Consider the following 24,873-nt stretch of genomic DNA (forward strand, 5'->3'; position numbering starts at 1 on the left):
TCCGGGGGTTAACATTCAGGGGTTCGCATTGTAGCATCCCCCTAATTCATTACCGAGTCTCTATCATGTCTGAGCCGAAAAGGCTGTTTTTTGCGCTTGAACTGCCGTCTGCCGTCCAGAAGCAGATTGTCCAGTGGCGGGCAACGCACTTCCCCGAAGATGCCGGCAGGCCCGTCGCGGCGGATAATCTTCATCTGACGCTGGCGTTTCTCGGCGAGGTGAGCGCGGAAAAACAGCGGGCGCTGGCCGCTCTCGCTGGCCGGCTGCGCCAGCCGGGCTTTACCCTGACGCTGGACGATGCCGGACAGTGGCTACGTTCGCGAGTGGTATGGCTCGGAACCCGCCAGCCGCCGCGCGGCCTGCTGCAGCTCGCCAGCATGTTGCGCGCTCAGGCGGCGCGCAGCGGCTGCTATCAGAGCCCGCAGCCGTTTCACCCGCATATTACCCTGTGGCGCGATGCTCGCCAGGCGGTGCCGATCCCGGCCCCCGGCTTTCGCTGGACGTTTCCGGTGAACGAGTTCGTGCTCTATGAGTCCAGCTTTAGCCGGGGGCGCACGCGCTACACGGCGCTGGAACGTTATCCGTTTGATAAGGAAAGTTGATGCAGTTTGATCCGCCGTTGCAGCCCGCCATTTTGCTTAAACGTTACAAACGATTTCTTGCTGACGTGGTCACCCCCGATGGCCGCGAGCTGACGCTCCACTGCCCGAATACCGGGGCGATGACCGGCTGCGCCGCCCCGGGCGACACCGTCTGGTATTCCACCTCGGACAATGCGAAGCGCAAATATGCCCACACCTGGGAATTAACTGAAACCCAGCAGGGCGCAGTTATTTGCGTCAATACGCTGCGCGCGAATTCTTTGGCAAAAGAGGCGATTTCCGCCGGAATAATTCCTGAACTTTCAGGCTATAACCAGCTGAAAAGCGAAGTGAAATATGGCGAAGAGAATAGCCGTATCGATATTATGTTACAGGCAGATGACCGACAAAACTGCTATATTGAAGTGAAATCGGTTACGTTGGCGGAGAAAGAATACGGTTATTTTCCCGATGCGGTGACCACGCGCGGTCAGAAGCATCTGCGGGAACTGATGGCCGTCGCGGCAAATGGCGACCGCGCGGTGATTTTATTTGCCGTCCTGCATTCGGCAATTGACCGTTTTTCTCCCGCGCATCATATTGATGCCAGATACGCACAGCTGTTAACAGAAGCCCAGGACAAGGGGGTGGAAATTCTCGCCTGGAAAGCGGAACTTTCTACGACGAGGATGACTCTGAATAAGCCGATCGCCGTGGTGTTAAACCCCGGTAAATAAGTGGCTAAATAGTGTTCGGGTCGCAAGCGCGAATACGCTTTTCTTCACAGGGTTGTCAAGTGTAACGTTTAGATAATTGCTATCCGGAAAAGCATCTGCTATTTATAGCGGCCTGATTTTCCCCCACATGGGGATCGATAGTGCGTGTTAAGGAGAAGCAACATGCAAGAAGGGCAAAACCGTAAAACATCGTCCCTGAGTATTCTCGCCATCGCTGGGGTGGAGCCGTACCAAGAGAAACCGGGCGAAGAGTATATGAACGAAGCCCAGCTGGCGCACTTCAAGCGTATTCTTGAAGCATGGCGTAATCAACTCAGGGATGAAGTGGATCGCACCGTATCGCACATGCAGGATGAAGCAGCTAACTTCCCGGACCCGGTAGACCGTGCCGCCCAGGAAGAAGAGTTCAGCCTGGAACTGCGTAACCGCGACCGCGAACGTAAACTGATCAAAAAGATCGAGAAAACGCTGAAAAAAGTTGAAGACGAAGACTTCGGCTACTGCGAATCCTGCGGCGTGGAGATCGGCATTCGCCGTCTGGAAGCGCGTCCGACAGCGGATCTGTGCATTGACTGCAAAACCCTGGCGGAAATTCGCGAAAAACAGATGGCGGGCTAATCCCCTGCTGCCTCACTCTCTGGCGGGAGTCTCTCCCGCCTGGTTCTGTTGTCCGTACCATGACTGACTCACGCTATATAGGGCGCTTCGCCCCCTCCCCCTCCGGCGAACTCCACTTCGGCTCTCTGATCGCCGCGCTCGGCAGCTACCTGCAAGCCCGCGCGAACCAGGGTATCTGGCGTGTTCGTATTGAAGATATCGACCCGCCGCGCGAAGTCCCCGGTGCCGCCGATACCATCCTGCGTCAGCTTGACCACTACGGTCTGCACTGGGATGGCGACGTGCTGTGGCAGTCGCAACGGCACGAAGCCTACCGCGAGGCGCTGACGTGGCTGGGCGAGCAAGGGCTGAGCTATTACTGCACTTGCACCCGCGCGCGGATCCACGCCGTGGGCGGGATCTACGACGGCCACTGCCGCGATCTCGGGCTGGGGGCGGAAAACGCCGCGCTGCGCCTGCGCCAAACCCGTCCGGTGCTGCAGTTTAGCGACCGTCTGCGCGGCACGCTCATCGCCAATGAGCCGCTGGCGCGTGAGGATTTTATTATCCACCGTCGCGACGGGCTGTTCGCCTACAACCTGGCGGTGGTGGTCGACGACCACTTTCAGGGGATCACCGAGATTGTCCGCGGCGCAGACCTGATTGAGCCGACGGTGCGGCAGATTTCGCTGTATCAGCATTTTGGCTGGCAGGCGCCGGATTACCTCCATCTGCCGCTGGCTCTCAATGGCGACGGCAATAAACTCTCTAAACAAAACCACGCGCCTGCGCTGCCGGAAGGCGATCCGCGCCCCGAAATCGTCCGGGCGCTCCGCTTTCTGAATCAGGCGATCCCCGAGGAGTGGCAGGCCCTGAGCATCGATGATTTACTCGCCCAGGCCGTCGCCAACTGGCAGCCGGCGAAAATCGAGCATTCTCAAATGGCTCCCGCTGAGCTATGATTAGCCGCTATTTTTACACTGTACAGTTGATCTGAAGTCCGTCTGACACTACGAGGTGCACCATTTTTACCCGAGTCGCTAATTTTTGCCGTAAGGTGCTAAGCCGTGAGGAGCGCGAGGCAGAAGCCGCCGTCGAACCAACGCCTATGACGGTGATCCCGCGTGAGCAGCATGCTATTTCCCGCAAAGATATCAGTGAAAACGCCCTCAAGGTCATGTACCGCCTCAACAAGGCGGGCTACGAATCCTGGCTGGTCGGCGGCGGCGTCCGCGACCTGCTGCTTGGCAAAAAGCCAAAAGATTTTGACGTTACCACCAACGCCACGCCGGATCAGGTACGCAAGCTGTTCCGCAACTGCCGTCTGGTTGGGCGACGTTTCCGCCTGGCGCATGTGATGTTCGGGCCGGAAATCATTGAGGTCGCCACCTTCCGTGGCCATCACGAAGGGCATACCACCGATCGCGTCACCTCCCAGCGGGGCCAGAACGGCATGCTGCTGCGCGATAACATCTTCGGCTCGATCGAGGAGGATGCCCAGCGTCGCGACTTCACTATCAACAGCCTCTATTACAGCGTGGCGGACTTTACCGTTCGCGACTACGTCGGCGGCATGAAGGATCTGCAGGACGGCGTGATCCGCCTGATCGGCAATCCGGAAACCCGCTATCGCGAGGATCCAGTGCGCATGCTGCGCGCGGTGCGCTTTGCCGCCAAGCTCAATATGACCATCAGCCCGGAAACGGCTGAACCGCTGCCGCGCCTGGCCGCCCTGCTCCACGATGTGCCGCCGGCGCGTCTGTTCGAAGAAGTGCTCAAGCTGCTGCAGGCCGGGTATGGCTACCAGACCTACATGCTGCTGCGGGAATACAGCCTGTTCCAGCCGCTGTTCCCGACCATCACCCGCTACTTTACCGAGCGCGGCGACAGCCCGATGGAGCGGATCATCAGCCAGGTGCTGAAGAATACCGATACCCGCATTCATAACGATATGCGCGTCAATCCGGCCTTCCTCTTCGCGGTGATGTTTTGGTATCCGCTGCTGGAGACGGCGCAAAAAATCGCTCAGGAGAGCGGCCTGGCGTACTACGACGCCTTCGCCCTGGCGATGAACGATGTGCTGGACGAAGCCTGCCGTACGCTGGCGATCCCTAAGCGCATCACCACCCTTATTCGTGATATCTGGCAGCTGCAGCTGCGCATGTCCCGTCGTCAGGGCAAACGCGCCTGGAAGCTGATGGAGCATCCGAAATTCCGCGCCGCCTATGACCTGCTGGAGCTACGCGCCGGCGCCGAGAACAACCACGAACTGCAGCGCCTGACCAAATGGTGGGGCGAATTCCAGGTCGCCGCGCCGCCGGCGCAAAAAGATATGCTCAACGACCTCGGGGACGATCCGGCGCCGCGCCGTCGTCACCGTCGTCCGCGCAAGCGCGCGCCGCGCCAGGGCAGCGCATGACTCTGGTCTATATCGCTCTTGGCAGCAACCTTGCTTCTCCACTGGAGCAGGCGCAGGCGGCTATCCGCGCCCTGGGCGAAATTCCGCACAGCCGCGTGGTCGCCGTCTCTTCGTTCTACCGCACGCCGCCGCTGGGCCCGCAGGATCAGCCGGACTATCTCAACGCCGCCGTTGCGCTGGAAACCGCCCTGCCCCCCGAGACGCTGCTCGATCATACTCAGCGCATCGAACTGCAGCAGGGGCGAGTGCGCAAAGCCGAACGCTGGGGGCCGCGCACGCTGGACCTCGATATCATGCTGTTTGGCGATGCTGTCATTAACAGCGAGCGCCTGACCGTTCCGCACTACGATATGAAAAACCGCGGCTTTATGCTCTGGCCGCTGTTCGAGATCGCCCCGGACCTTCACTTTCCTGACGGCCCGGCGCTGCGCGCCGTGCTGGATAATCTCGGCGCGGAAAAGCCCGCCAGCTGGTAATCCCCTCTTCCTTTTTTAGCATTTGCGGCGATCGTCGTAATCGGTTGCCCAAAATCATTGCCCCTCTGAATGCTGCTGTTAGAATGCCGGTTAATATGACTTTCATCATCAGGAAATGTTATGAAACCGACCACCATTGCCCTGCTGCAGAAATGCAAACAGGAAAAGAAGCGCTTTGCCACCATTACCGCCTACGATCACAGCTTCGCGAAGCTGTTCGCCGATGAAGGCATAAATGTGCTGCTGGTAGGCGACTCGCTGGGAATGACGGTGCAGGGTCACGACTCCACCCTGCCGGTTACCGTGGAAGATATCGCCTATCACACCCGCGCCGTCCGCCGCGGCGCGCCAAACAGCCTGCTGCTTGCCGACCTGCCGTTCATGGCCTATGCCACCCCCGAGCAGACCTTTGCAAATGCCGCCATCGTGATGCGCGCTGGCGCCAATATGGTCAAACTCGAGGGCGGCGCCTGGCTGGCCGACACCGTGAGGATGCTGGCGGAGCGCGCGGTGCCGGTTTGCGGCCATCTTGGCCTGACGCCGCAGTCGGTGAACGTATTCGGTGGGTATAAAGTGCAGGGTCGCGGCGATGCGGCGCAGACCCTGTTTGAAGACGCGTTAGCGCTGGAGGCGGCGGGTGCGCAGCTGTTGGTCCTGGAGTGCGTGCCGGTTGAACTGGCGAAGCGCATCACCGACGCTCTGACCATTCCAGTGATCGGCATCGGCGCGGGCAACGTCACCGACGGGCAAATCCTCGTGATGCATGACGCTTTCGGCATTACCGGCGGCCACATTCCTAAATTTGCCAAGAATTTCCTTGCCGAAGCGGGCGACATCCGCGCCGCGGTGCGGCAGTATATTGCCGAAGTCGAATCCGGAGTCTATCCGGGCGAAGAACACAGTTTCCATTAAGGAGTCTTGTTGTGCTGATTATTGAATCCGTACTGCTGCTGCGGCAGCATATCCGCCGTCTGCGTCAGGAAGGTAAGCGTATCGCGTTGGTCCCGACAATGGGCAACCTGCATGATGGTCATATGAAGCTGGTTGATGAAGCCAAAGCCAGTGCGGACGTGGTGGTGGTCAGTATTTTCGTCAATCCGATGCAGTTTGACCGCGTCGACGACCTGGCGCGCTACCCGCGCACCTTACAGGATGATTGCGAAAAGCTGAACAAACGTCATGTCGACTTTGTCTTCGCGCCGACGCCGGCGGAAGTGTACCCCCAGGGTACTGAAGGCCAGACCTACGTCGACGTTCCGGGATTATCCACCATGCTCGAAGGCGCCAGCCGCCCGGGCCATTTCCGCGGCGTGTCGACCATCGTCAGTAAGCTGTTCAACCTTGTTCAACCAGACGTCGCCTGCTTCGGCGAGAAAGACTTCCAGCAGTTGGCGCTGATCCGCAAGATGGTCGCCGACATGGGCTACGACATTGAGATCATCGGCGTGCCGATCGTCCGCGCGAAAGATGGCCTGGCGCTGAGTTCGCGTAACGGCTACCTGACCGCCGACCAGCGCAAAATCGCGCCTGGTCTGTATAAAGTGCTGAGCGCGGTGGCGGAAAAGCTGGCCGCCGGCGATCGCCAGCTCGATGAGATCATCGCTATCGCTGAACAGGAGCTGAATGAGAAAGGCTTCCGCGCCGACGACATTCAGATCCGCGATGCCGACACCCTGCTTGAGCTGACCGATGCCAGCCAGCGCGCGGTGATCCTGATGGCCGCCTGGCTGGGGCAGGCTCGCCTGATCGACAACCGGATCGTCACGCTCGCTCAGTAGACAGCGGGTAAAAATCGGGCAATACTGCCCGGGCTTTTCTCAGGGCGGGCGCCGTGTCCGCTCTGCTACATTAAGGTTGAAGGGTAGAAGTTATGATGCGTAATATGCTGCAGGGCAAGCTCCACCGCGTAAAAGTCACGCAGGCGGACCTGCACTATGAAGGTTCTTGCGCCATTGACCAGGACTTCCTGGATGCGGCCGGTATTCTGGAGAATGAAACTATTCACCTCTGGAACGTCACCAACGGCAACCGTTTCTCCACCTACGCCATTGCCGCCGAGCGGGGCTCCCGGATCATCTCCGTTAACGGCGCCGCCGCGCACTGCGCCAGCGTCGGCGATATTTTGATCATCGCCAGCTTCGTTACCATGTCGGACGAAGAGGCGCGCAGCTGGCAGCCTAACATCGCCTACTTCGAAGGCGACAACGAAATGAAGCGCCAGGCGAAAGCTATTCCGGTACAGGTCGCCTGATGGCCGCGACGCTGCGCTCAGGCGCAGCGTCGGTATTACCCCTGCGGCTGGTTACTGATCAGCCGCGACATCGTCTCCAGCGAATCCGTGCGTAAGATATATAACCGCTTTAACAGAAACGGATTGTCCCCCGGCTTCACCTTCCCACGCACCGTCGTTACCGCCATATGAAACCCGGCGTCATTCGCCGCCTGCACCGCCGTAGCGTTATAGCCGCCGAAGGGATAGGAAAGGTAGAGAACGTGCGGATTAAACTGGCTCAGCGCCCGGCGCGAGCGGGCGAAATCAAACAGAATATTATGGTAATTGCGACTGAATAAAATCGGCCGCCGGCCGGCGTCAACCCGATGCAGGAAGTGAGTATGCGACTGAATATCAAAGACGTCCTGGATCTGGCGTAGCTCGGAAATGCTCATAAACTGCAGGGATTTCGGATCCCACTTCTGCGGATGGCGCTTAATACGCGAGGAGATAATAAACGCGGTGGCATGGAAACCGTACTGTTTCAGCACCGGATAGGCGTAGCGGTTCACCGATTTCAAGCCATCATCGAAAGTGATCGCCACCGCTCGCGCCGGGAGATTGATTTTATTACGCACATAGCCTTCCAGCTGATACAGGGTCAGCGTGGTATAGCCCTGATCGCGCAGCCAGGTCATCTGATTCGTGAAGGCGCGAACCGAGGTGGTGGTCGACGTATGACGAAAACGGGTGTTCTCTTCATCGCGCAGAATATGGTGATAGGTCAGCACGGGAATACCGTGATCCTCCTGCGCGTCCAGACTACTGACCCACGCCAGCCGGTCGCCAATGCGGATCTGAAACCAGGTCTGATTGAGCCGGTCCTTCAGCTTGCTGAGGATCGGATAGCGCAGATTGTTGGCCAGCGTGCCGAACGGCGCGCTGCTTACCGAGGGAGCGTCATAGAGCGGTGTATCTTTCCAGGTGAGTAAATTTTGGTTACTCAGCGGTTTATTAAGATCCCCCAAACGGTCCTCCACCCGCTGCTTGCCCTGCACCGGCTCGAGATGCCCTTTATCAATAAACCCGGTGCCAAAGCCGAAACGAAACTCATAGTAGTCAGCCGCCGTCGGGACGACTGCGAGGATCTGCCCGGCACGAACATTGCCGACGCTGACCACATGGTTTCCCACCTGCGCCCAGATGACCGCGTCTTCGGTGGTTTGCATATAGCGCACAGCCTTGCCCTGCTGGCTAAGCAGGCTGGCGGAGGCGCTGAGTGAGGTCAGGAAAAGAAGCAGGGTCAAAAATCGGGCAAGCATACGCATCAAACCGTTATAGCATCAACGGCGGTTATTGTAACAAAAGCGGTATCTGTCCCGCTGCTTAATTTCCCCAGGCATCATGGCGCAACCGGAACGGGGGGTTCTTCTGCTGCTGATGCCACAGGCTGCTCACCATCGGCCCGCCCGCGCTGACGATCGCCTGGCGAAACGCCACGCTGCTTAAAGTGCCTCGCAGGAGATACATTCGCTCAAGGAGTGGATAGCTGACGCCGGAGATCACTTCGCAGTGGGTATGTTTGTGGCTCATCAGCGCCGCGGCCCGATAAGGCGCCGCACCGGTTTTGTCAGTGAGAAAAATGACCCCGTCCCCGGAGTCGGTGGCATGCAGCGCATCGCACATCATCCGGCTCAACATATTGCTGCTGAGATTGCGCCAGTAATTGACCGCCCGGCACTGGGCCAGCGGACCAAACTTTTGTTCAAGACGATCCAGCATCTCCTGCGCCAGCTCATCGTGACAGGTAATGACCCATCCGAGCATGCTTCCCTCCTTAGCCAGCGAATAATGTAGCAAGGTGAAGATGACGTATCGGTGATGGGAGTCAAAGATAAGCGGTTAGCGCTTCGCATATTTACTTCAGGAAGCGCTAACCATGATGAGTATCAGCTACGCAGGCCGCGACCGCGCTGAATTAACGACCAGCACAGCAGATAGAAGGCGACAATGAACACCACCAGCACGGCGAAGGTGGTCGCCAGCGGGACGTCGTTGATACCGAGGAAGCCGAAGCGAAAACCGCTGATCATGTAGACGATGGGGTTCAGATGCGACAGCCCCTGCCAGAACGGCGGCAGCAGGGTCAGCGAGTAGAACACCCCGCCGAGATAGGTCAGCGGCGTCAGCACAAAGGTCGGGATCAGGCTAATGTCATCGAAGGTCTTGGCAAACACTGCGTTCAGCAGCCCGGCCAGCGAGAACAGCACCGCGGTGAGGAGCAGCGTCAGGGCGACAAACAGCCAGGAGTGAACCTGGAACGGCACAAAGAATAGCGACACCGCGGTCACCAGGATACCTACGCACAGTCCTCGCGCTACCCCGCCGCCCACGTAGCCGGCGATAATCACATGCGTCGGCACTGGCGCCACCAGCAGCTCTTCAATATTGCGCTGAAACTTGGCGCTGAAGAAGGATGAGGCGACGTTGGCGTAAGCGTTAGTGATCACCGCCATCATGATCAGGCCCGGGACGATAAACTGCATATAGGTAAAACCATGCATCTCACCAATGCGCGAGCCGATCAGGTTGCCAAAAATCACGAAATACAGGGTCATGGTGATCACCGGCGGCACCAGCGTCTGTACCCAGATGCGCATAAAACGGTGGATCTCTTTGGTCCAGATGCTTTTCAGCGCGACCCAATAAAGCTGCATCATGCTGATTCTCCTTTTCGCTCATGCACCAGCGTGACAAACAGCTCTTCCAGACGGTTAGCTTTGTTACGCATACTCAGTACCTGCACCCCCTGGGCGCTCAGCTGCGCGAAGACGCTGTTAATTCCCTGCTCACGCAGAACCTCCACTTCCAGCGTCGAGGTATCGACCAGCTGGTACTGGTAGCCTTCGAGCTTCGGCACCGGGCTTTTTGGCGCGAGGTCAAGAATAAAGGTCTCTGACTTCAGCTTCGACAGCAGCGCTTTCATCGAGGTGTTTTCCACCAGCTCGCCGTGCTGGATGATGCCGATGTTGCGACATAGCATTTCGGCCTCTTCGAGATAGTGGGTGGTCAGGATAATGGTGGTTCCGCGATCGTTGAGATCCTTGAGAAAGCCCCACATCGAGCGACGCAGTTCGATATCGACGCCGGCGGTCGGTTCGTCGAGGATCAGCAGCTTCGGCTCATGCATCAACGCGCGGGCGATCATCAGACGGCGCTTCATCCCGCCGGAGAGCATCCTCGCGCGTTCGTTGCGTTTTTCCCACAGGTCGAGCTGTTTTAAATACTTTTCACTGCGGGAAAGGGCTTCTTTACGCTCAACGCCGTAGTAGCCCGCCTGGTTAACGACGATCTGCTGCACGGTTTCGAACGGGTTGAAGTTAAACTCCTGCGGCACCAGGCCAAGCTGGCGCTTGGCATTGACGACGTCTTTCTCCAGATCGTAGCCAAAGACATTGACCTGACCAGAGGTTTTGTTCACCAGCGAGCTGATGATGCCGATGGTCGTGGATTTTCCGGCCCCGTTCGGGCCCAGCAGGGCATAAAAATCCCCCGCTTCGACCTGCAGGTCGATCCCCCGCAGCGCCTGAACCCCGCCGGGATAGGTTTTTTTGAGCTGTTTTAATTCCAGAGCAATGGTCATTAAATATCTCTTCTCGTGTCGTGACACGTCATTAACCCGCCTGACTCACGTTTGCGCTGGACCGGCGCTGACGCCGCCAACGCATCTGCAGCCTGAAGTATCACGGGTTAAGATGGTTTTAAAAAAGGTGAGCTTACCCTATATTAGCGCAACGCACTTACTTGGTTACAGGCCGATAACGTCCATGAATGATATAGATACACTCATCAGCAACAATGCACTATGGTCAAAAATGCTGGTGGAAGAGGACCCCGGCTTTTTTGAGAAACTGTCGCAGACGCAGAAACCGCGCTTCCTGTGGATTGGCTGTTCGGACAGCCGCGTTCCCGCTGAGCGACTCACCGGCCTGGAGCCTGGCGAACTGTTCGTGCATCGTAACGTAGCGAACCTGGTGATCCACACCGATCTCAATTGTCTGTCGGTGGTGCAGTATGCCGTCGATGTCCTGGAAGTCGAGCACATTATTATCTGCGGCCACTACGGCTGCGGCGGCGTGCAGGCGGCGGTGGAGAACCCGGAGCTGGGGCTTATCGACAACTGGCTGCTGCATATCCGCGATATCTGGTTTAAGCACAGCTCGCTGCTCGGTGAAATGCCAGAGGAGCGCCGTCTGGATACCCTTTGTGAACTGAACGTGATGGAACAGGTGTACAATCTGGGACATTCGACGATTATGCAATCCGCGTGGAAGCGCGGACAGAAGGTGACCATCCACGGCTGGGCTTACGGGATTCACGACGGACTGCTGCGCGATCTGGATGTCACCGCTGTGAGCAGGGAAACCCTCGAACAGCGCTATCGCCACGGGATCTCCAACCTCAAGATCAAGCACATCAACCACAGATAGCCTTCAGACTTCGCCACCCTGGAGAGCGCGGCGCGCGCTGTCCAGAGTGGGATATCCCCTTACTCGTCCAGCAGGGTGACTTTGCCGATATACGGCAGATGGCGGTAGCGCTGAGCATAGTCGATACCGTAGCCCACCACGAACTCATCCGGAATCGCGAAACCGACGTATTCAACCGGGACGTTCACTTCGCGGCGGCTGGGTTTATCAAGTAGCGTACAAATGGCCAGCGATTTCGGCTCGCGCAGGCTGAGGATTTCGCGAACTTTAGACAGGGTATTGCCGGAGTCGATGATGTCTTCCACGATCAGAACGTCTTTACCACGGATGTCTTCATCCAGATCTTTAAGGATTTTCACATCACGAGTGGTGGACATGCCGCTGCCGTAGCTGGAGGCGGTCATAAAATCGACTTCATGCGGCACCTGCACTTCACGGCACAGGTCGGCCATGAACATAAACGAGCCGCGCAGCAGCCCCACCAGCACCATTTCGCTGCCGCTGTTCTGATAATGTTCGTTGATTTGACGACCCAGTTCCGCGATACGCGCTTTGATCTCGGATTCCGGGATCATCACTTCTACAGTATGTTTCATAATACTAACCATTTGATTCTAAATATAAATCATCAAAGCCGCTGCTTTCGCCCCGACGATGACCGGCAAGCCATCCAGTATACCAGCAAAAAGAAATCTTCGGTGCAGGGATTAATAAAGCCATATTTGTGATTCCGATCACACTTGTTAAATCCTATAATTAATTGCAGTTAAAAAATTTAACAAACACATGAGTAACTTTTTATGGCTGAAACAAAGTCTCAACAATCAAGGCTCCTGGTGACGCTGACTGCGCTATTTGCAGCGTTCTGCGGCCTCTATCTATTAATCGGCGGGGCATGGCTGGTCGTGCTTGGCGGCTCCTGGTACTACCCTATCGCCGGGCTGGTGATGCTGGGCGTGACCGTAATGCTGTTCCGCGGCAAGCGCGCTGCGCTGTGGCTGTACGCCGCGCTGCTGCTGGCGACCATGATCTGGGGCGTCTGGGAAGTTGGTTTCGACTTCTGGGCGTTGACGCCGCGTAGCGATATCCTCGTCTTCTTTGGCATCTGGCTGATCCTGCCCTTTGTCTGGCGTCGTCTGCCGGTGCCTTCCGCTGGCGCCGTTGGCGCGCTGGTCGTCGCCCTGCTGATCAGCGGCGGCATGCTGACCTGGGCTGGTTTTAACGACCCGCAGGAAGTCAACGGCACCCTGAGCGCCGACGCTACGCCGGCCGCACCGATTTCCACCGTCGCCGACGGCGACTGGCCGGCCTATGGCCGTAACCAGGAAGGCCAGCGCTTCTCCCCGCTGAAGCAGATTAACGCCGATAATGTGAAGAACCTGAAGGAAGCCTGGGTGTTCCGCACCGGCGACCTGAAACAGCCGAACGATCCGGGTGAAATCACTAACGAAGTGACGCCGATTAAAGTCGGCGATACGCTCTTCCTGTGTACCGCTCACCAGCGCCTGTTTGCGCTGGACGCCGCCACCGGTAAAGAGAAGTGGCATTTTGACCCGCAGCTGAACGCCGATCCGTCGTTCCAGCACGTCACCTGCCGCGGTGTTTCTTATCACGAAGCGAAAGCGGATAACGCCCCTGCCGACGTCGTCGCCGACTGTCCGCGCCGCATTATCCTGCCGGTGAACGATGGTCGCCTGTTCGCGGTAAACGCCGACAACGGTAAGCTGTGCGAAACCTTTGCTAATAAAGGTATTCTCAATCTGCAGACCAACATGCCGGTCACCACGCCGGGCATGTATGAACCCACTTCACCGCCGATCATCACCGATAAAACCATCGTGATTGCCGGCGCGGTCACCGATAACTTCTCTACCCGCGAGCCGTCAGGCGTGATCCGCGGCTTTGATGTGAATACCGGTAAACTGCTGTGGGCCTTCGATCCGGGTGCGAAAGATCCGAACGCCATCCCGAGCGATGAACATCACTTCACGCTCAACTCGCCGAACTCATGGGCGCCTGCCGCCTACGACGCTAAGCTGGATCTGGTCTATCTGCCGATGGGCGTGACCACTCCGGACATCTGGGGCGGCAACCGTACGCCGGAGCAAGAGCGTTATGCCAGCTCGATTGTGGCACTGAACGCCACCACCGGTAAGCTGGCCTGGAGCTATCAGACCGTCCATCACGATCTGTGGGATATGGACATGCCTTCCCAGCCGACGCTGGCTGATATTGAGGTCAACGGCAAAACCGTACCGGTCATCTATGCCCCAGCGAAAACCGGCAACATCTTCGTGCTGGATCGTCGTAACGGCGAGCTGGTGGTCCCGGCGCCGGAAAAACCGGTTCCGCAGGGCGCTGCCAAAGGTGATTACGTTACCAAAACCCAGCCCTTCTCCGATCTGAGCTTCCGTCCGAAGAAAGATCTGACCGGCGCGGACATGTGGGGCGCCACTATGTTCGACCAGCTGGTGTGCCGCGTGATCTTCCACCAGCTGCGCTATGAAGGTATCTTCACCCCGCCGTCTGAGCAGGGCACGCTGGTGTTCCCGGGTAACCTGGGGATGTTTGAATGGGGCGGTATCTCCGTCGATCCGAACCGTCAGGTGGCTATCGCCAACCCGATGGCGCTGCCTTTCGTCTCAAAACTGATCCCGCGCGGGCCAGGCAATCCGATGGAGCCGCCGAAAGATGCGAAAGGCTCTGGTACCGAGTCCGGCGTGCAGCCGCAGTACGGCGTCCCGTACGGCGTAACGCTGAACCCGTTCCTGTCGCCGTTCGGCCTGCCGTGCAAACAGCCGGCCTGGGGGTATATCTCCGCCCTGGATCTGAAAACCAACGAAGTGGTATGGAAAAAACGTATCGGTACTCCGCAGGACAGCCTGCCGTTCCCGATGCCGGTTAAACTGCCGTTTACCATGGGGATGCCGATGCTGGGCGGTCCGATCTCCACGGCCGGTAACGTCCTGTTCATCGGGGCGACTGCAGATAACTACCTGCGCGCGTACAATATGAGCAACGGCGAGAAGCTGTGGGAAGCCCGTCTGCCAGCCGGCGGTCAGGCGACTCCGATGACCTACGAAGTGAATGGCAAACAGTATGTTGTCATCTCTGCCGGCGGTCACGGCTCGTTCGGTACCAAAATGGGCGATTATATTGTCGCCTATGCGCTCCCGGATGACGCCAAATAAAACGCAAAACGGCAACGAAAGTTGCCGTTTTTTTTGGTGTTCCGTTCTTCTTCCCGTAGGGGATCGCAGCAGGTCGCAGAGACTTAAACCGTGAACCCCAACATCATCCCGGTGTCTTCATGTTCCAGCAGGTGGCAGTGGGCCATATAGGCAAACTCCTTCGGCGCCGGATGATCAAACTTCACTAATACTTCACTCACGTCCCCTTCCACACGAACGGTGTCTTTCCAGCCGCGACGATGCGCCGCTGGCGGCTTGCCGTTTTCGCTGAGGATACGGAACTGGGTGCCGTGGATATGGAACGGATGCAACATCATGTCGCCCTTACCTGAAATCACCCAGCGCTCATACTGGCCTCTGGCGGCGGCAAACATCGGCTCATTCATGTCGAAGGCTTTGCCGTTGATGCGGTTGGCGTTATGGAAATCAAAGCCCTTGCCTGACGACATGCCATGCTCCATGCCGGATCCGTGGTTCATGCTCATGTCGCCGTGATGCATATTCCCCATGTCGCTCATGTCGCCATGCCCCATCATGCCGTGATCCATTCCGGCCATCGCCTGGTCGCCATACTTCTCCATCAGCGCCTGCATGCCCATCCGGTCGAGCATCGGATCCATCGACAGCTGGAGCTGACGCTGCGTCAGCCCCGTCAGGGACGGTAACGCCGGGAGAGCGGCCAGAGTATCCAGCAGCTTGCCGGAGGCGGGAATGACCAGCGGCTGGACGCGCAGTACCGGCTGTGGTTTATCAAAAGGCGCAATCGCCATGCCCATCTGGCTCACCGGCAGAGTCACCAGATCGAAAGGTTTACCGTCGCTGGTGTCCACCAGCACCTCAAAGCGTTCCCCCATCAAGACCGGCAATTCATCGACCTTGACCGGCTCGGCCAACAGACCGCCATCGCTGGCCACTACGTACAGCGGGCGCTTATCGCTGGTGGCAAAATTGAGGGAACGGGCATTACAGCCGTTCAGCAAGCGCAGGCGCAGCCAGCCGCGCGGCGAGGCATGTTCGGGATAGAGGGCCCCATTGGTCAGTAGCGTATCGCCAAACCAGCCGACGGCGGCGCTCATCACATCCAGCTGATAGTAGATCTCGCCGGCGGCGGTGAACTTCTTATCCTGGACGATCACCGGCACATCATCGATTCCCCACTGCTTAGGCAGCAGCAGGCGCCCGCTCTCTTCATCCTCGATCAGCACCAGGCCGGCCAGGCCCATCGCCACCTGCCGGCCGGTGCTTCCATGCTGATGCGGATGAAACCAGCAGGTCGCCGCCCGCTGCGTTGGCGTGAAGCTTACCGTGCGGGTGGCACCCGGCGCGATAACCCCCTGTGGCCCCCCGTCGACCTCGCCCGGTACCTCCAGACCATGCCAGTGCAGCGTGGTCTCTTCCGCCAGCTGGTTAGTAATATCCACCGTGACGGTCTTCCCCTGCGTCAACTGCAGCGCAGGGCCCAGCAGCGACCCGTTGTAGCCCCAGGTAGTGGCATTCAGGGCGCCAAACCGCGTTTTGCCCGCCTGGATCCTGAGCGCGATGCGGTTGCGCGCATCGGCGGCTAACAGCGACGGTATCGGCAGAGCCGGGCGACTGGCGGCAAAGACCGCCCGGCTCCATAACGGCAATGCGCTGGCCATGCCGACCGCGGCGGTCAGTTTGAGGAAGTCTCGACGTTGCATATTCACATCCTTTTATTCTGCGGGCGAATATTTGAGCTTAAACCCTACCGTAACGGGAAGGTCAAGCAGAAGAGTAAGAATAAAGATCGGCGCTGTGTAAAGAAGTATGCTAATTTGAAGCGTCGGTGATCTAATGGTAGAAAAAATGAAGACGCTTTTCAGAACAATGGTACTCGGCAGCCTGCTTGCTCTCTCCGCCAACAGCTACGCGCTCAGCGAATCCGAAGCGGAAGATATGGCTGATTTAACCGCGGTTTTTGTGTTTCTGAAAAACGACTGTGGCTACCAGAACCTGCCCAACACGCAGATTCGTCGCGCGCTGGTGTTCTTTGCCCAACAGAACCAGTGGGACCTGAGCAACTATGACAGCTACAACATGAAAGCGCTTGGCGAAGACAGCTATCGCGATCTTAGCGGCATTAACATTCCGACGGCGAAAAAATGTAAAGCGCTGGCCCGCGATTCGCTCAGCCTGCTGGCTTACGTTAAATAATTCCCTGCGCGGGCGGCAACGCTCCGCGCCTTTAGCATTTCAATTTCCCCCTTTAAATATTTATATTTATTATTGTATATAAACAAACCTTATTTAATTGCGAACCTATCAATTTGCCAAATAAAGTAAACTCATAATAATGAAGAATGACTAAAAAACTAATAAAATATCATTATTCATATATTGCAAAATAAAAAGCACCCTTCTAGAATCCGGTAAAAATATACCTACTTCATGGACTGAAATTGTGAATATCTCGCTGACTCTTCGTGTTATCCCACTCGCCGCGCTGTTAGTAGCCGGCTGTAGCAATACCTCTTCCCGCCAGCCGGTTAAACCGATCGCCACGCCGCTGACGTCACAGCAGCAGGCAGAGCAGGAGCGGGCGGCCAGCGAACAAGCGCGCATTGAATCCTGTCGCCAGGCGCTGGATTCGCTAAAAGAGGTTAACCCACAGCAAGCCACTAAACTCAGCAATGACTTTAACGCTTTAGTGCGCGCGGCGTCACAATACAATAGCGTGCGCGAGAAAGTGGCGGATCCTACCCGGCTTGGCATTGACTCCATGTATCAGTTTAAATCCATCAAACTGTGCGCCGATATCCAGAAAACGCTAATCGATAGCCTGGTACAGCGTGGTGAAAGCAAACAGCCATGAACAGAGCCGCCACGCTGACCCTCAACGCGCCCCTGCTGATGCTCGTCGCTGCGCTGGCGCTTTCAACCCCCTTCACCGCCGGCGCCGCGCCGGCCTTTCTTGATTACGCCCAACAGCAAACCCAGCAATCTCAGGCGCAAGAAAAAAACGACGCCGCAAGCGCAAAACAAACACAAGAAAGCCGCCAGAGCGCAGATAATAAAAAAACCGGTACCAACACCTCACAATTACAAAAAAGAATCACCAGCCAGCAGGCGGCGATTGCACAAAAAGATAAGCTTATACAGCAATTAAAAAAACAGCTTGCCGCTACGCCGCAAACGGATACTGCCGGAGCGAATGAGCAAGCGGCGTTGAATAAGAGAATTAATGAATTACAGGTCGCCTTAAGCGCCGCTACTGCAGAAAAAGAGGCATTAATAAAAAAAGCAGGCGTTGTGCAGAATAATAATCTACAGCAAAGCCAGGCCGCGGCGCGTCAGCAGATCCAGCAATTAACGACGCAGATTCAGCAAGCCGAAGCTGAAAATAAACGCCTCAGCGCCAGCTTTACCACGCTTAATAAAGATAAACACGCGCTAATGACCCAACTGGCCGCAACGGAAAAAGAGAAACAGGCCGCTCTTGAGCAGGTCAAAGCGCTTAACGCTGACAAACAGCCGCTGACGACCCGGCTGGCCGCCGCGGAAAAAGAGAAACAGGCCGTCCTCGAGCAGGTTAAGGCCCTTAACGCCGATAAACAGTCGCTGACTATTCGCCTCGCCGCTGCGGAGAAGGCGCAGCAGGCCGCTCTTGACCAGGCTAAAGCGCTTAACGCTGACAAACAGCCGCTGGCGACCCGGCTGGCCGCCGCGGAAAAAGAGAAACAGGCCGTCCTCGAGCAGGTTAAAGCCCTTAACGCCGATAAGCAGTCGCTGACTATTCGTCTCGCCGCTGCGGAGAAGGCGCAGCAGGCCGCTCTTGACCAGGCTAAAGCGCTTAACGCTGACAAACAGCCGCTGGCGACCCGGCTGGCCGCCGCGGAAAAAGAGAAACAGGCCGTCCTCGAGCAGGTTAAGGCCCTTAACGCCGATAAGCAGTCGCTGACTATTCGCCTCGCCGCTGCGGAAAAGACGCAGCAGGCTGCCCTCGATCAGGTCAAAGCCCTTAACGCCGATAAACAATCGCTGTCCACCCGGCTGGCCGCCGCGGATAAAGCGCCGCATGGCCCCGCTAACGACGCCGCTGCGCCAAAAAATGAGCCACCAGAGATGGCGGCCATAGTGGCAGCCTATCGCCTGCAGGCGGATAAAGACAACGCCCAGCTACGGATGAAAGAAGATGAAATCGAACTGCTGAGAACGCAGCTTTCTGTACAGTCCAAAACGCGCAGCGGCGAGAGCGCCGCTGCCAAACTCAGCGCATCAGGAGAACAGCAGGCTTATGCGATCGGCGCCTCGATGGGAAGCGAGGCGCTCAACGTCCTTACCACCCGTCGCACTCAGGGAGTTACCGTCGACGCAGGCCTGGTGCTGCAGGGCATCGAAGATGCCTTTCGCGGCCAGCTTCGTCTCGGAGAGCAGGAACGTAACAAGGCGCTGTTTGATGTGTCGCAGCAGGTTTTTCAGAACCTGAATAAAATAGAGCAGAAAAACATCAGTGCCGGCAAGAAATATCAGCAGGCGTTTGCGCGCAAAAAAGATGTGGTTTTTAAAGAGGGCGTCTACAGCCGCGTCGATTACCCGGGTAAAGGAAAAATAAGCGGTAATGACCTGGTTACCGTGGTGATCAAAGAGATGCTGACGGACGGGACGGTGATCAACGATATGGAAGCGAAAGATCAGGCGCTTACGCAAAAGCTGGATGCCTATCCCCCGGTGTTTCGCGAACCGCTGAAGCGTCTACAGAACCACGGCTCTGTGACGCTCGTCGTCCCGCCTGAAAAGGCCTATGGCAGTAAAGGATTACCGCCAAAAATCCCGCCAGGCGCCACCATGGTTTATTCCGTGCGGATAGTAGATAGCCAACCCGAGCCGGCAAAATAGCCTCATCCTCTCCACCGCCCTTCCGGGGCGGTGGCTGTTATTCCTGCCTCATTGCTGCAATAACCGCCGTGCATCCTCATCTATAGTTGTCTATGATGTTGCACTCGTTTTACGGGTGTAACAGATGTTAACGAAGGAGGAGCCTTATCGTGGCCGATAATCCACTGTGGCATGAAACGCTGCATGACCATTTTGGTCAGTATTTTAGCGTTGATAACGTGCTGTACCACGAAAAAACCGATCATCAGGATCTGATCATCTTTGATAACCGCGCCTTTGGCCGGGTGATGGCGCTGGATGGCGTCGTACAAACCACCGAACGCGACGAGTTCATCTATCACGAAATGATGACCCATGTGCCGCTGCTGGCTCACGGCAACGCGAAGCATGTGTTAATCATTGGCGGCGGCGATGGCGCGATGCTGCGCGAAGTCTCTCGTCACCGTAGCATCGAAACCATCACCATGGTGGAAATCGACGCCGGGGTAGTTTCATTCTGCCGCCAGTACCTGCCGAACCATAACGCCGGCGCCTATGACGATCCGCGCTTTACGCTGGTGATTGATGATGGCGTCAATTTTGTTAATCAGACGACGCAAACGTTTGACGTGATCATTTCGGACTGTACCGACCCTATCGGCCCGGGAGAAAGCCTGTTCACCTCGGCTTTTTATGAAGGCTGCAAACGCTGCCTGAACCCGGGTGGGATCTTTGTTGCCCAGAATGGCGTCTGCTTCCTGCAACAGGATGAAGCGGTAGGCAGCCATCGCAAGCTAAGCCACTATTTTCGTGACGTCAGCTTCTACCAGGCGGCAATTCCAACCTATTACGGCGGGATCATGACCTTTGCCTGGGCGAGCGACAATGAGGCGCTGCGCCATCTCTCCAGCGAAATCATTCAGGCGCGCTTTCACAAAGCCAACCTGACCTGCCGTTACTACAATCCGGCAATCCATACGGCGGCCTTCGCCTTACCACAATATCTGCATGATGCTCTGTCCGCACCGTGACGCGAAATAAGGGGGTGAACTAAATTGAAAAAATTGAAGCTGCACGGCTTTAACAACCTGACCAAAAGCCTGAGTTTTTGTATCTACGATATCTGTTACGCCAAAACGGCAGAAGAGCGCGACGGCTACATCGCCTATATCGACGAACTCTATAATGCCAATCGCCTGACGGAGATCCTGACAGAAACCTGTTCTATTATTGGCGCCAATATCCTGAATATCGCCCGTCAGGATTATGAACCCCAGGGCGCCAGCGTGACCATTCTGGTCAGCGAAGAGCCTGTCGATCCCAAGCTGATTGACCAGACCGAACATCCTGGCCCGCTACCGGAAACCGTGGTCGCCCATCTCGATAAGAGCCATATCTGCGTGCATACCTACCCGGAGAGCCATCCGGAGGGCGGCCTGTGCACCTTCCGCGCCGATATCGAAGTTTCAACGTGCGGCGTCATTTCCCCGCTTAAAGCGCTGAACTATCTGATTCACCAGCTGGAATCGGACATTGTGACCATTGACTACCGTGTGCGCGGCTTTACCCGCGATATCAATGGGATGAAGCATTTTATCGATCATGAAATCAATTCGATTCAGAACTTTATGTCCGACGATATGAAGTCGTTGTATGACATGGTCGACGTCAACGTTTATCAGGAAAATATCTTCCATACCAAAATGTTGCTCAAGGAGTTCGACCTTAAGCACTACATGTTCCATACCCGACCGGAAGAGTTGACTGCCGAAGAGCGCAAGGTCATTACCGACCTGCTATGGAAAGAGATGCGCGAGATTTACTACGGCCGCAATATTCCTGCCGTGTAATCTATGAAATGCCCGGCGGCGCTTTTGCTTGCCGGGCCTGTAGTTCTGCGCCACCCGACATAAAAGGCGTCATTAACGCTGCTGCATAAACTCACGATAGGCGGCGACCACCTGCAGGAAATCCTCAACACCGCACAGAGAGAGACTTTCTTCGTCGTAGTAGCTCATCCCCTCCTCGATTTCGTCGCCGGAAAACTCCAGCTGATTGGCGCGGATCATCACCTCTTCGCCATCCAGCCACAGCGTATATTCATGCCCGGCACGCTGCCAGGAACGCTCGCTGCCCTTCACGGTGCGCGCAGCCTGCTCCACTTCGTCCAGCAGAGCAAGATTGCCTTTCACCTCCTCGTTGAACCAGTGGCCAATCGCCTCGTGATCCATCGACATTCGCACCTTTACCACTCCGGTAATATCGCGCAGAAATTCGTAATCCATAGTCTTTTCCTCTGCAAGGGCAATGCGTCACCGCTGCACTGTACCCATGCAGTAATTATCGCAGCAGACAGAAAGAAAAAAAGCGTAGCGGGCGGGAGGTTTGGAAATAAAAATGCCCGGTGATGCAATGTTCACCGGGCATTGGAGAGTTTATCGCCAAACGGTCAGCCGGGCTGACCGAATGGTTTACACCGCGGTCTGGAAGATCACGCCGTCAGCTTTTTCAGTGTACTGATCCAGCTGGTTGAAGTTCAGATAACGGTAGGTATCTTCCGCCGTCTTATCCACCTGCGCCACGAAGGTCTGGTACTCTTCCGGCGTCGGCAGTTTGCCGAGCAGCGAAGCCACCGCTGCCAGTTCGGCAGAGGCCAGATAGACGTTAGCGCCGGTACCTAAACGGTTCGGGAAGTTACGGGTAGAGGTGGAAACCACCGTCGCGCCGTCGGCCACGCGCGCCTGGTTACCCATACACAGGGAACAGCCAGGGATTTCGATACGCGCCCCGCTCTTACCAAACACGCTATAGTAGCCTTCTTCGGTCAGCTGCGCGGCATCCATACGGGTTGGCGGCGCCACCCACAGGCGAGTCGGCAGTTGGCCTTTGTGGCTATCCAGCAGCTTACCGGCGGCACGGAAGTGGCCGATGTTGGTCATGCAGGAGCCGATGAACACTTCGTCGATCTTCTCGCCCTGCACATCAGACAGCAGGCGGGCATCGTCCGGATCGTTCGGCGCGCACAGAATCGGCTCTTTAATATCCGCCAGATCGATGTCGATCACTGCCGCGTATTCCGCGTCAGCATCGGCTTCCAGCAGCTGCGGATCCGCCAGCCATTTTTCCATGCCCTGGATACGACGCTCCAGGGTACGGCGGTCGCCGTAGCCTTCGGCGATCATCCACTTCAGCAGAACGATGTTGGAGTTCAGATACTCAACGATCGGCTCTTTATTCAGCTTGATGGTGCAGCCGGCGGCAGAACGCTCCGCCGAGGCATCGGTCAACTCGAACGCCTGCTCGACTTTCAGATCCGGCAGACCTTCGATCTCGAGGATGCGACCAGAGAAGATGTTTTTCTTACCTTTCTTCTCCACGGTCAGCAGGCCCTGCTTGATGGCGTACAGCGGGATGGCGTGGACCAGGTCACGCAGGGTGATCCCCGGCTGCATTTTACCTTTGAAACGCACCAGCACCGATTCCGGCATATCCAGCGGCATCACGCCGGTCGCGGCGGCGAAGGCCACCAGACCAGAGCCTGCCGGGAAGGAGATGCCGATTGGGAAACGGGTGTGGGAGTCACCGCCGGTACCCACGGTATCCGGCAGCAGCATGCGGTTCAGCCAGGAGTGAATCACGCCATCGCCCGGACGCAGAGAAACACCGCCGCGGTTCATGATGAAGTCCGGCAGAGTGTGGTGCGTGGTAACGTCAACCGGCTTCGGGTAGGCCGCGGTGTGGCAGAAGGACTGCATCACCAGGTCTGCAGAGAAGCCCAGGCACGCCAGGTCTTTCAGCTCATCACGGGTCATTGGACCGGTGGTGTCCTGAGAACCGACGGAGGTCATTTTCGGTTCGCAATAAGCGCCCGGACGGATACCGGCAACGCCGCAGGCGCGGCCAACCATTTTCTGCGCCAGCGAGAAGCCGCGGGTGCTTTCCGCCACGTCTTTCGCCTGACGGAAGACATCGCTGTGCGGCAGGCCCAGCGCTTCACGCGCTTTGGTGGTCAGACCGCGACCGATGATCAGCGGAATACGGCCGCCGGCGCGCACTTCGTCGATCAGCACATCGGTTTTCAGCTCGAAGCTGGCCAGCAGTTCGTTGGTCTCGTGGTTACGCACTTCGCCTTTGAACGGGTAAACGTCGATTACGTCGCCCATGTTCAGGTTAGACACATCAACTTCGATAGGCAGCGCGCCCGCATCTTCCATGGTGTTGAAGAAAATTGGCGCGATTTTACCGCCCAGACACAGGCCGCCGCCGCGCTTGTTCGGCACGTTCGGGATATCGTCGCCCATAAACCACAGCACCGAGTTGGTGGCGGATTTACGTGAAGAACCGGTCCCGACCACGTCGCCGACGTAGGCCAGCGGGTAGCCTTTCTGCTGCAGGGCTTCGATCTGTTTGATTGGGCCAACCACGCCCGGCTGATCCGGCTCAATGCCTTCGCGGGGGTTTTTGAGCATTGCCAGCGCATGCAGCGGGATATCCGGGCGCGACCACGCATCCGGCGCCGGAGAGAGATCATCGGTGTTCGTTTCGCCGGTGACCTTGAAGACGGTAACAGTGATTTTCTCTGCCAGCTGCGGACGGTTCAGGAACCATTCGGCATCAGCCCAGGATTGCATAACCTGTTTAGCATGCTCGTTACCCGCTTTAGCTTTCTCTTCCACGTCGTAGAAGTTATCGAACATCAGCAGGGTGTGGGAGAGCGCTTTCGCGGCAATCGGCGCCAGTTTCGCGTCGTCCAGCGCATCGATCAGCGGATGGATATTGTAACCGCCCTGCATGGTGCCCAGCAGTTCAACGGCTTTTTCAGGGGTAACCAGGGGGGAGGTCGCTTCGCCTTTGGCGATCGCGGCAAGGAATCCAGCTTTAACATAGGCGGCTTCGTCGACGCCCGGCGGTACACGGTTAATCAGCAGGTCTAACAGGAATTCTTCTTCGCCCGCAGGCGGGTTTTTCAGCAGTTCTACCAGCGCGGCCATTTGGGTTGCATCTAAGGGTTTGGCAACAATCCCCATGGCGGCACGCTCAGCTACGTGCTTACGGTATTCTTCTAGCACGACGGTTCTCCTCGCTCTCATTGTCATAATGCGGCCTACACGTCTTCAATCAATCTGCCTCTGTCCTGGCTTAGCTTGCCGCGTGACGCATCTTGAAGGATTTAGTGGCTGGGCGATTTTCTTCACGCTCCTGTGAGACAGCAGTTTGTAGGGTAAATGCCCGATACCGCGTCGGCAGCATAGCAGGATTTTTGAAAGGTGTTAATCTGTTTACAAAAAAGCAACATTAAAATTTAGCTGAATCGTTAAGGGCAGGATATTGCAG

Annotated in this window: 25 protein-coding genes and 1 pseudogene; 17 read left to right on the forward strand and 9 right to left on the reverse strand. The window is 57.0% G+C overall.

The genetic code is table 11. The features are described from left to right. Positions 1-65 precede the first annotated feature (65 nt). The 9 genes from thpR to panD all read left to right on the forward strand — a co-directional run bounded on the left by thpR (position 66) and on the right by panD (position 7,061). Complete coding sequence (gene thpR, locus IB144_RS21605; protein WP_004177389.1) at positions 66-602, forward strand: RNA 2',3'-cyclic phosphodiesterase; 537 nt, start codon at positions 66-68, stop codon at positions 600-602. Then, positions 602-1,318 (forward strand): DNA/RNA nuclease SfsA, encoded by a 717-nt coding sequence (sfsA, locus tag IB144_RS21610; protein ID WP_002888848.1) that lies wholly within the window; start codon positions 602-604, stop codon positions 1,316-1,318. The genes thpR and sfsA overlap by 1 nt, the downstream gene beginning before the upstream one ends. 162 nt (positions 1,319-1,480) lie before the next feature. Beyond that, a complete protein-coding gene (gene dksA / locus IB144_RS21615; RefSeq protein ID WP_002888845.1) occupies positions 1,481-1,936 on the forward strand; it encodes an RNA polymerase-binding protein DksA in 456 nt (151 codons plus the stop codon). Positions 1,937-1,995: 59 nt separating this feature from the next. Next, on the forward strand, positions 1,996-2,877 hold the full coding sequence (gene gluQRS, locus IB144_RS21620) for a tRNA glutamyl-Q(34) synthetase GluQRS (protein ID WP_004145903.1): 882 nt from the start codon (positions 1,996-1,998) through the stop codon (positions 2,875-2,877). A 62-nt stretch (positions 2,878-2,939) separates the two neighbouring features. Further along, on the forward strand, positions 2,940-4,334 hold the full coding sequence (gene pcnB, locus IB144_RS21625) for a polynucleotide adenylyltransferase PcnB (RefSeq protein ID WP_071526609.1): 1,395 nt from the start codon (positions 2,940-2,942) through the stop codon (positions 4,332-4,334). Beyond that, a complete protein-coding gene (gene folK / locus IB144_RS21630) occupies positions 4,331-4,810 on the forward strand; it encodes a 2-amino-4-hydroxy-6-hydroxymethyldihydropteridine diphosphokinase (RefSeq protein WP_004145905.1) in 480 nt (159 codons plus the stop codon). The genes pcnB and folK overlap by 4 nt, the downstream gene beginning before the upstream one ends. A 120-nt stretch (positions 4,811-4,930) precedes the next feature. Next, the gene (panB, locus tag IB144_RS21635; protein WP_002888841.1) at positions 4,931-5,722 is read left to right on the forward strand and encodes a 3-methyl-2-oxobutanoate hydroxymethyltransferase; all 792 of its coding nucleotides are present in this window, start codon (positions 4,931-4,933) and stop codon (positions 5,720-5,722) included. 11 nt (positions 5,723-5,733) lie between these two features. Then, positions 5,734-6,588, forward strand: a complete 855-nt coding sequence (gene panC / locus IB144_RS21640) for a pantoate--beta-alanine ligase (RefSeq protein WP_002888835.1) — start codon at positions 5,734-5,736, stop codon at positions 6,586-6,588. Between the two features lie 92 nt (positions 6,589-6,680). Continuing rightward, positions 6,681-7,061 (forward strand): aspartate 1-decarboxylase, encoded by a 381-nt coding sequence (gene panD, locus IB144_RS21645; protein ID WP_002888834.1) that lies wholly within the window; start codon positions 6,681-6,683, stop codon positions 7,059-7,061. A 35-nt stretch (positions 7,062-7,096) separates the two neighbouring features. Here the strand turns inward: panD and IB144_RS21650 are convergent, their stop codons facing one another. From IB144_RS21650 to IB144_RS21665, 4 genes are all read right to left on the reverse strand, one after another. Continuing rightward, entirely contained in the window at positions 7,097-8,350 is a 1,254-nt protein-coding gene (locus IB144_RS21650) for a polysaccharide deacetylase family protein (protein ID WP_004145907.1), read from the reverse strand. 58 nt (positions 8,351-8,408) lie between these two features. Further along, complete coding sequence (locus IB144_RS21655) at positions 8,409-8,849, reverse strand: PTS sugar transporter subunit IIA (protein ID WP_004177394.1); 441 nt, start codon at positions 8,847-8,849, stop codon at positions 8,409-8,411. Between the two features lie 122 nt (positions 8,850-8,971). Beyond that, positions 8,972-9,742: an ABC transporter permease gene (locus IB144_RS21660; RefSeq protein WP_002888827.1), complete on the reverse strand. Its 771-nt coding sequence runs from the start codon at positions 9,740-9,742 to the stop codon at positions 8,972-8,974. Then, positions 9,739-10,665 carry an ABC transporter ATP-binding protein gene (locus IB144_RS21665; RefSeq protein WP_002888823.1) on the reverse strand — a complete coding sequence of 309 codons (927 nt, stop codon included), beginning with the start codon at positions 10,663-10,665 and terminating at the stop codon, positions 9,739-9,741. Before IB144_RS21665 ends, IB144_RS21660 begins: the two co-directional genes overlap by 4 nt. Before the next feature lie 184 nt (positions 10,666-10,849). On the opposite strand from IB144_RS21665, the gene can reads away from it, so the two are divergent. Next, positions 10,850-11,512 (forward strand): carbonate dehydratase, encoded by a 663-nt coding sequence (gene can, locus IB144_RS21670; protein WP_002888821.1) that lies wholly within the window; start codon positions 10,850-10,852, stop codon positions 11,510-11,512. Positions 11,513-11,571: 59 nt separating this feature from the next. On the opposite strand, the gene hpt is transcribed toward can, so the two are convergent. Further along, the gene (hpt, locus tag IB144_RS21675; protein ID WP_002888819.1) at positions 11,572-12,108 is read right to left on the reverse strand and encodes a hypoxanthine phosphoribosyltransferase; all 537 of its coding nucleotides are present in this window, start codon (positions 12,106-12,108) and stop codon (positions 11,572-11,574) included. 4 nt (positions 12,109-12,112) lie between these two features. Next, positions 12,113-12,232, reverse strand: a complete 120-nt coding sequence (locus IB144_RS21680; protein ID WP_012542835.1) for a hypothetical protein — start codon at positions 12,230-12,232, stop codon at positions 12,113-12,115. Between the two features lie 80 nt (positions 12,233-12,312). Here IB144_RS21680 and IB144_RS21685 point away from each other — a divergent pair, with 80 nt between their 5' ends. Continuing rightward, the gene (locus tag IB144_RS21685; protein WP_002888816.1) at positions 12,313-14,703 is read left to right on the forward strand and encodes a glucose/quinate/shikimate family membrane-bound PQQ-dependent dehydrogenase; all 2,391 of its coding nucleotides are present in this window, start codon (positions 12,313-12,315) and stop codon (positions 14,701-14,703) included. Positions 14,704-14,786: 83 nt separating this feature from the next. Here IB144_RS21685 and cueO read toward each other — a convergent pair whose 3' ends face one another. After that, complete coding sequence (cueO, locus tag IB144_RS21690) at positions 14,787-16,385, reverse strand: multicopper oxidase CueO (protein WP_048289002.1); 1,599 nt, start codon at positions 16,383-16,385, stop codon at positions 14,787-14,789. Positions 16,386-16,530: 145 nt separating this feature from the next. Between cueO and IB144_RS21695 the strand changes: the two genes are divergently transcribed. From IB144_RS21695 to speD, 6 genes and pseudogenes are all read left to right on the forward strand, one after another. Then, entirely contained in the window at positions 16,531-16,878 is a 348-nt protein-coding gene (locus IB144_RS21695) for a YacC family pilotin-like protein (protein ID WP_002888808.1), read from the forward strand. Positions 16,879-17,125: 247 nt separating this feature from the next. After that, on the forward strand, positions 17,126-17,536 hold the full coding sequence (locus IB144_RS21700; protein ID WP_004145917.1) for a hypothetical protein: 411 nt from the start codon (positions 17,126-17,128) through the stop codon (positions 17,534-17,536). Positions 17,537-18,117: 581 nt separating this feature from the next. Next, positions 18,118-18,357 (forward strand): annotated as a pseudogene (locus tag IB144_RS21705) (peptidylprolyl isomerase); the annotation flags it as partial. Between the two features lie 9 nt (positions 18,358-18,366). Then, positions 18,367-19,560 carry an FKBP-type peptidyl-prolyl cis-trans isomerase gene (locus IB144_RS21710; protein ID WP_087830592.1) on the forward strand — a complete coding sequence of 398 codons (1,194 nt, stop codon included), beginning with the start codon at positions 18,367-18,369 and terminating at the stop codon, positions 19,558-19,560. A 149-nt stretch (positions 19,561-19,709) separates the two neighbouring features. Further along, positions 19,710-20,570, forward strand: coding sequence for a polyamine aminopropyltransferase (gene speE, locus IB144_RS21715; RefSeq protein ID WP_002888741.1), 861 nt, complete (start codon positions 19,710-19,712; stop codon positions 20,568-20,570). 24 nt (positions 20,571-20,594) lie between these two features. Next, entirely contained in the window at positions 20,595-21,389 is a 795-nt protein-coding gene (speD, locus tag IB144_RS21720; RefSeq protein ID WP_002888739.1) for an adenosylmethionine decarboxylase, read from the forward strand. A 72-nt stretch (positions 21,390-21,461) separates the two neighbouring features. Here speD and yacL read toward each other — a convergent pair whose 3' ends face one another. Together yacL and acnB are read right to left on the reverse strand one after the other, a co-directional pair. Then, positions 21,462-21,824 (reverse strand): protein YacL, encoded by a 363-nt coding sequence (gene yacL, locus IB144_RS21725; protein WP_002888737.1) that lies wholly within the window; start codon positions 21,822-21,824, stop codon positions 21,462-21,464. 186 nt (positions 21,825-22,010) lie between these two features. After that, entirely contained in the window at positions 22,011-24,608 is a 2,598-nt protein-coding gene (gene acnB / locus IB144_RS21730; RefSeq protein WP_002888735.1) for a bifunctional aconitate hydratase 2/2-methylisocitrate dehydratase, read from the reverse strand. Positions 24,609-24,873 lie beyond the last annotated feature (265 nt).

Origin of the sequence: Klebsiella sp. K4 (genome assembly GCF_014596785.2) — a bacterium.
Taxonomy (GTDB): domain Bacteria; phylum Pseudomonadota; class Gammaproteobacteria; order Enterobacterales; family Enterobacteriaceae; genus Klebsiella; species Klebsiella pneumoniae.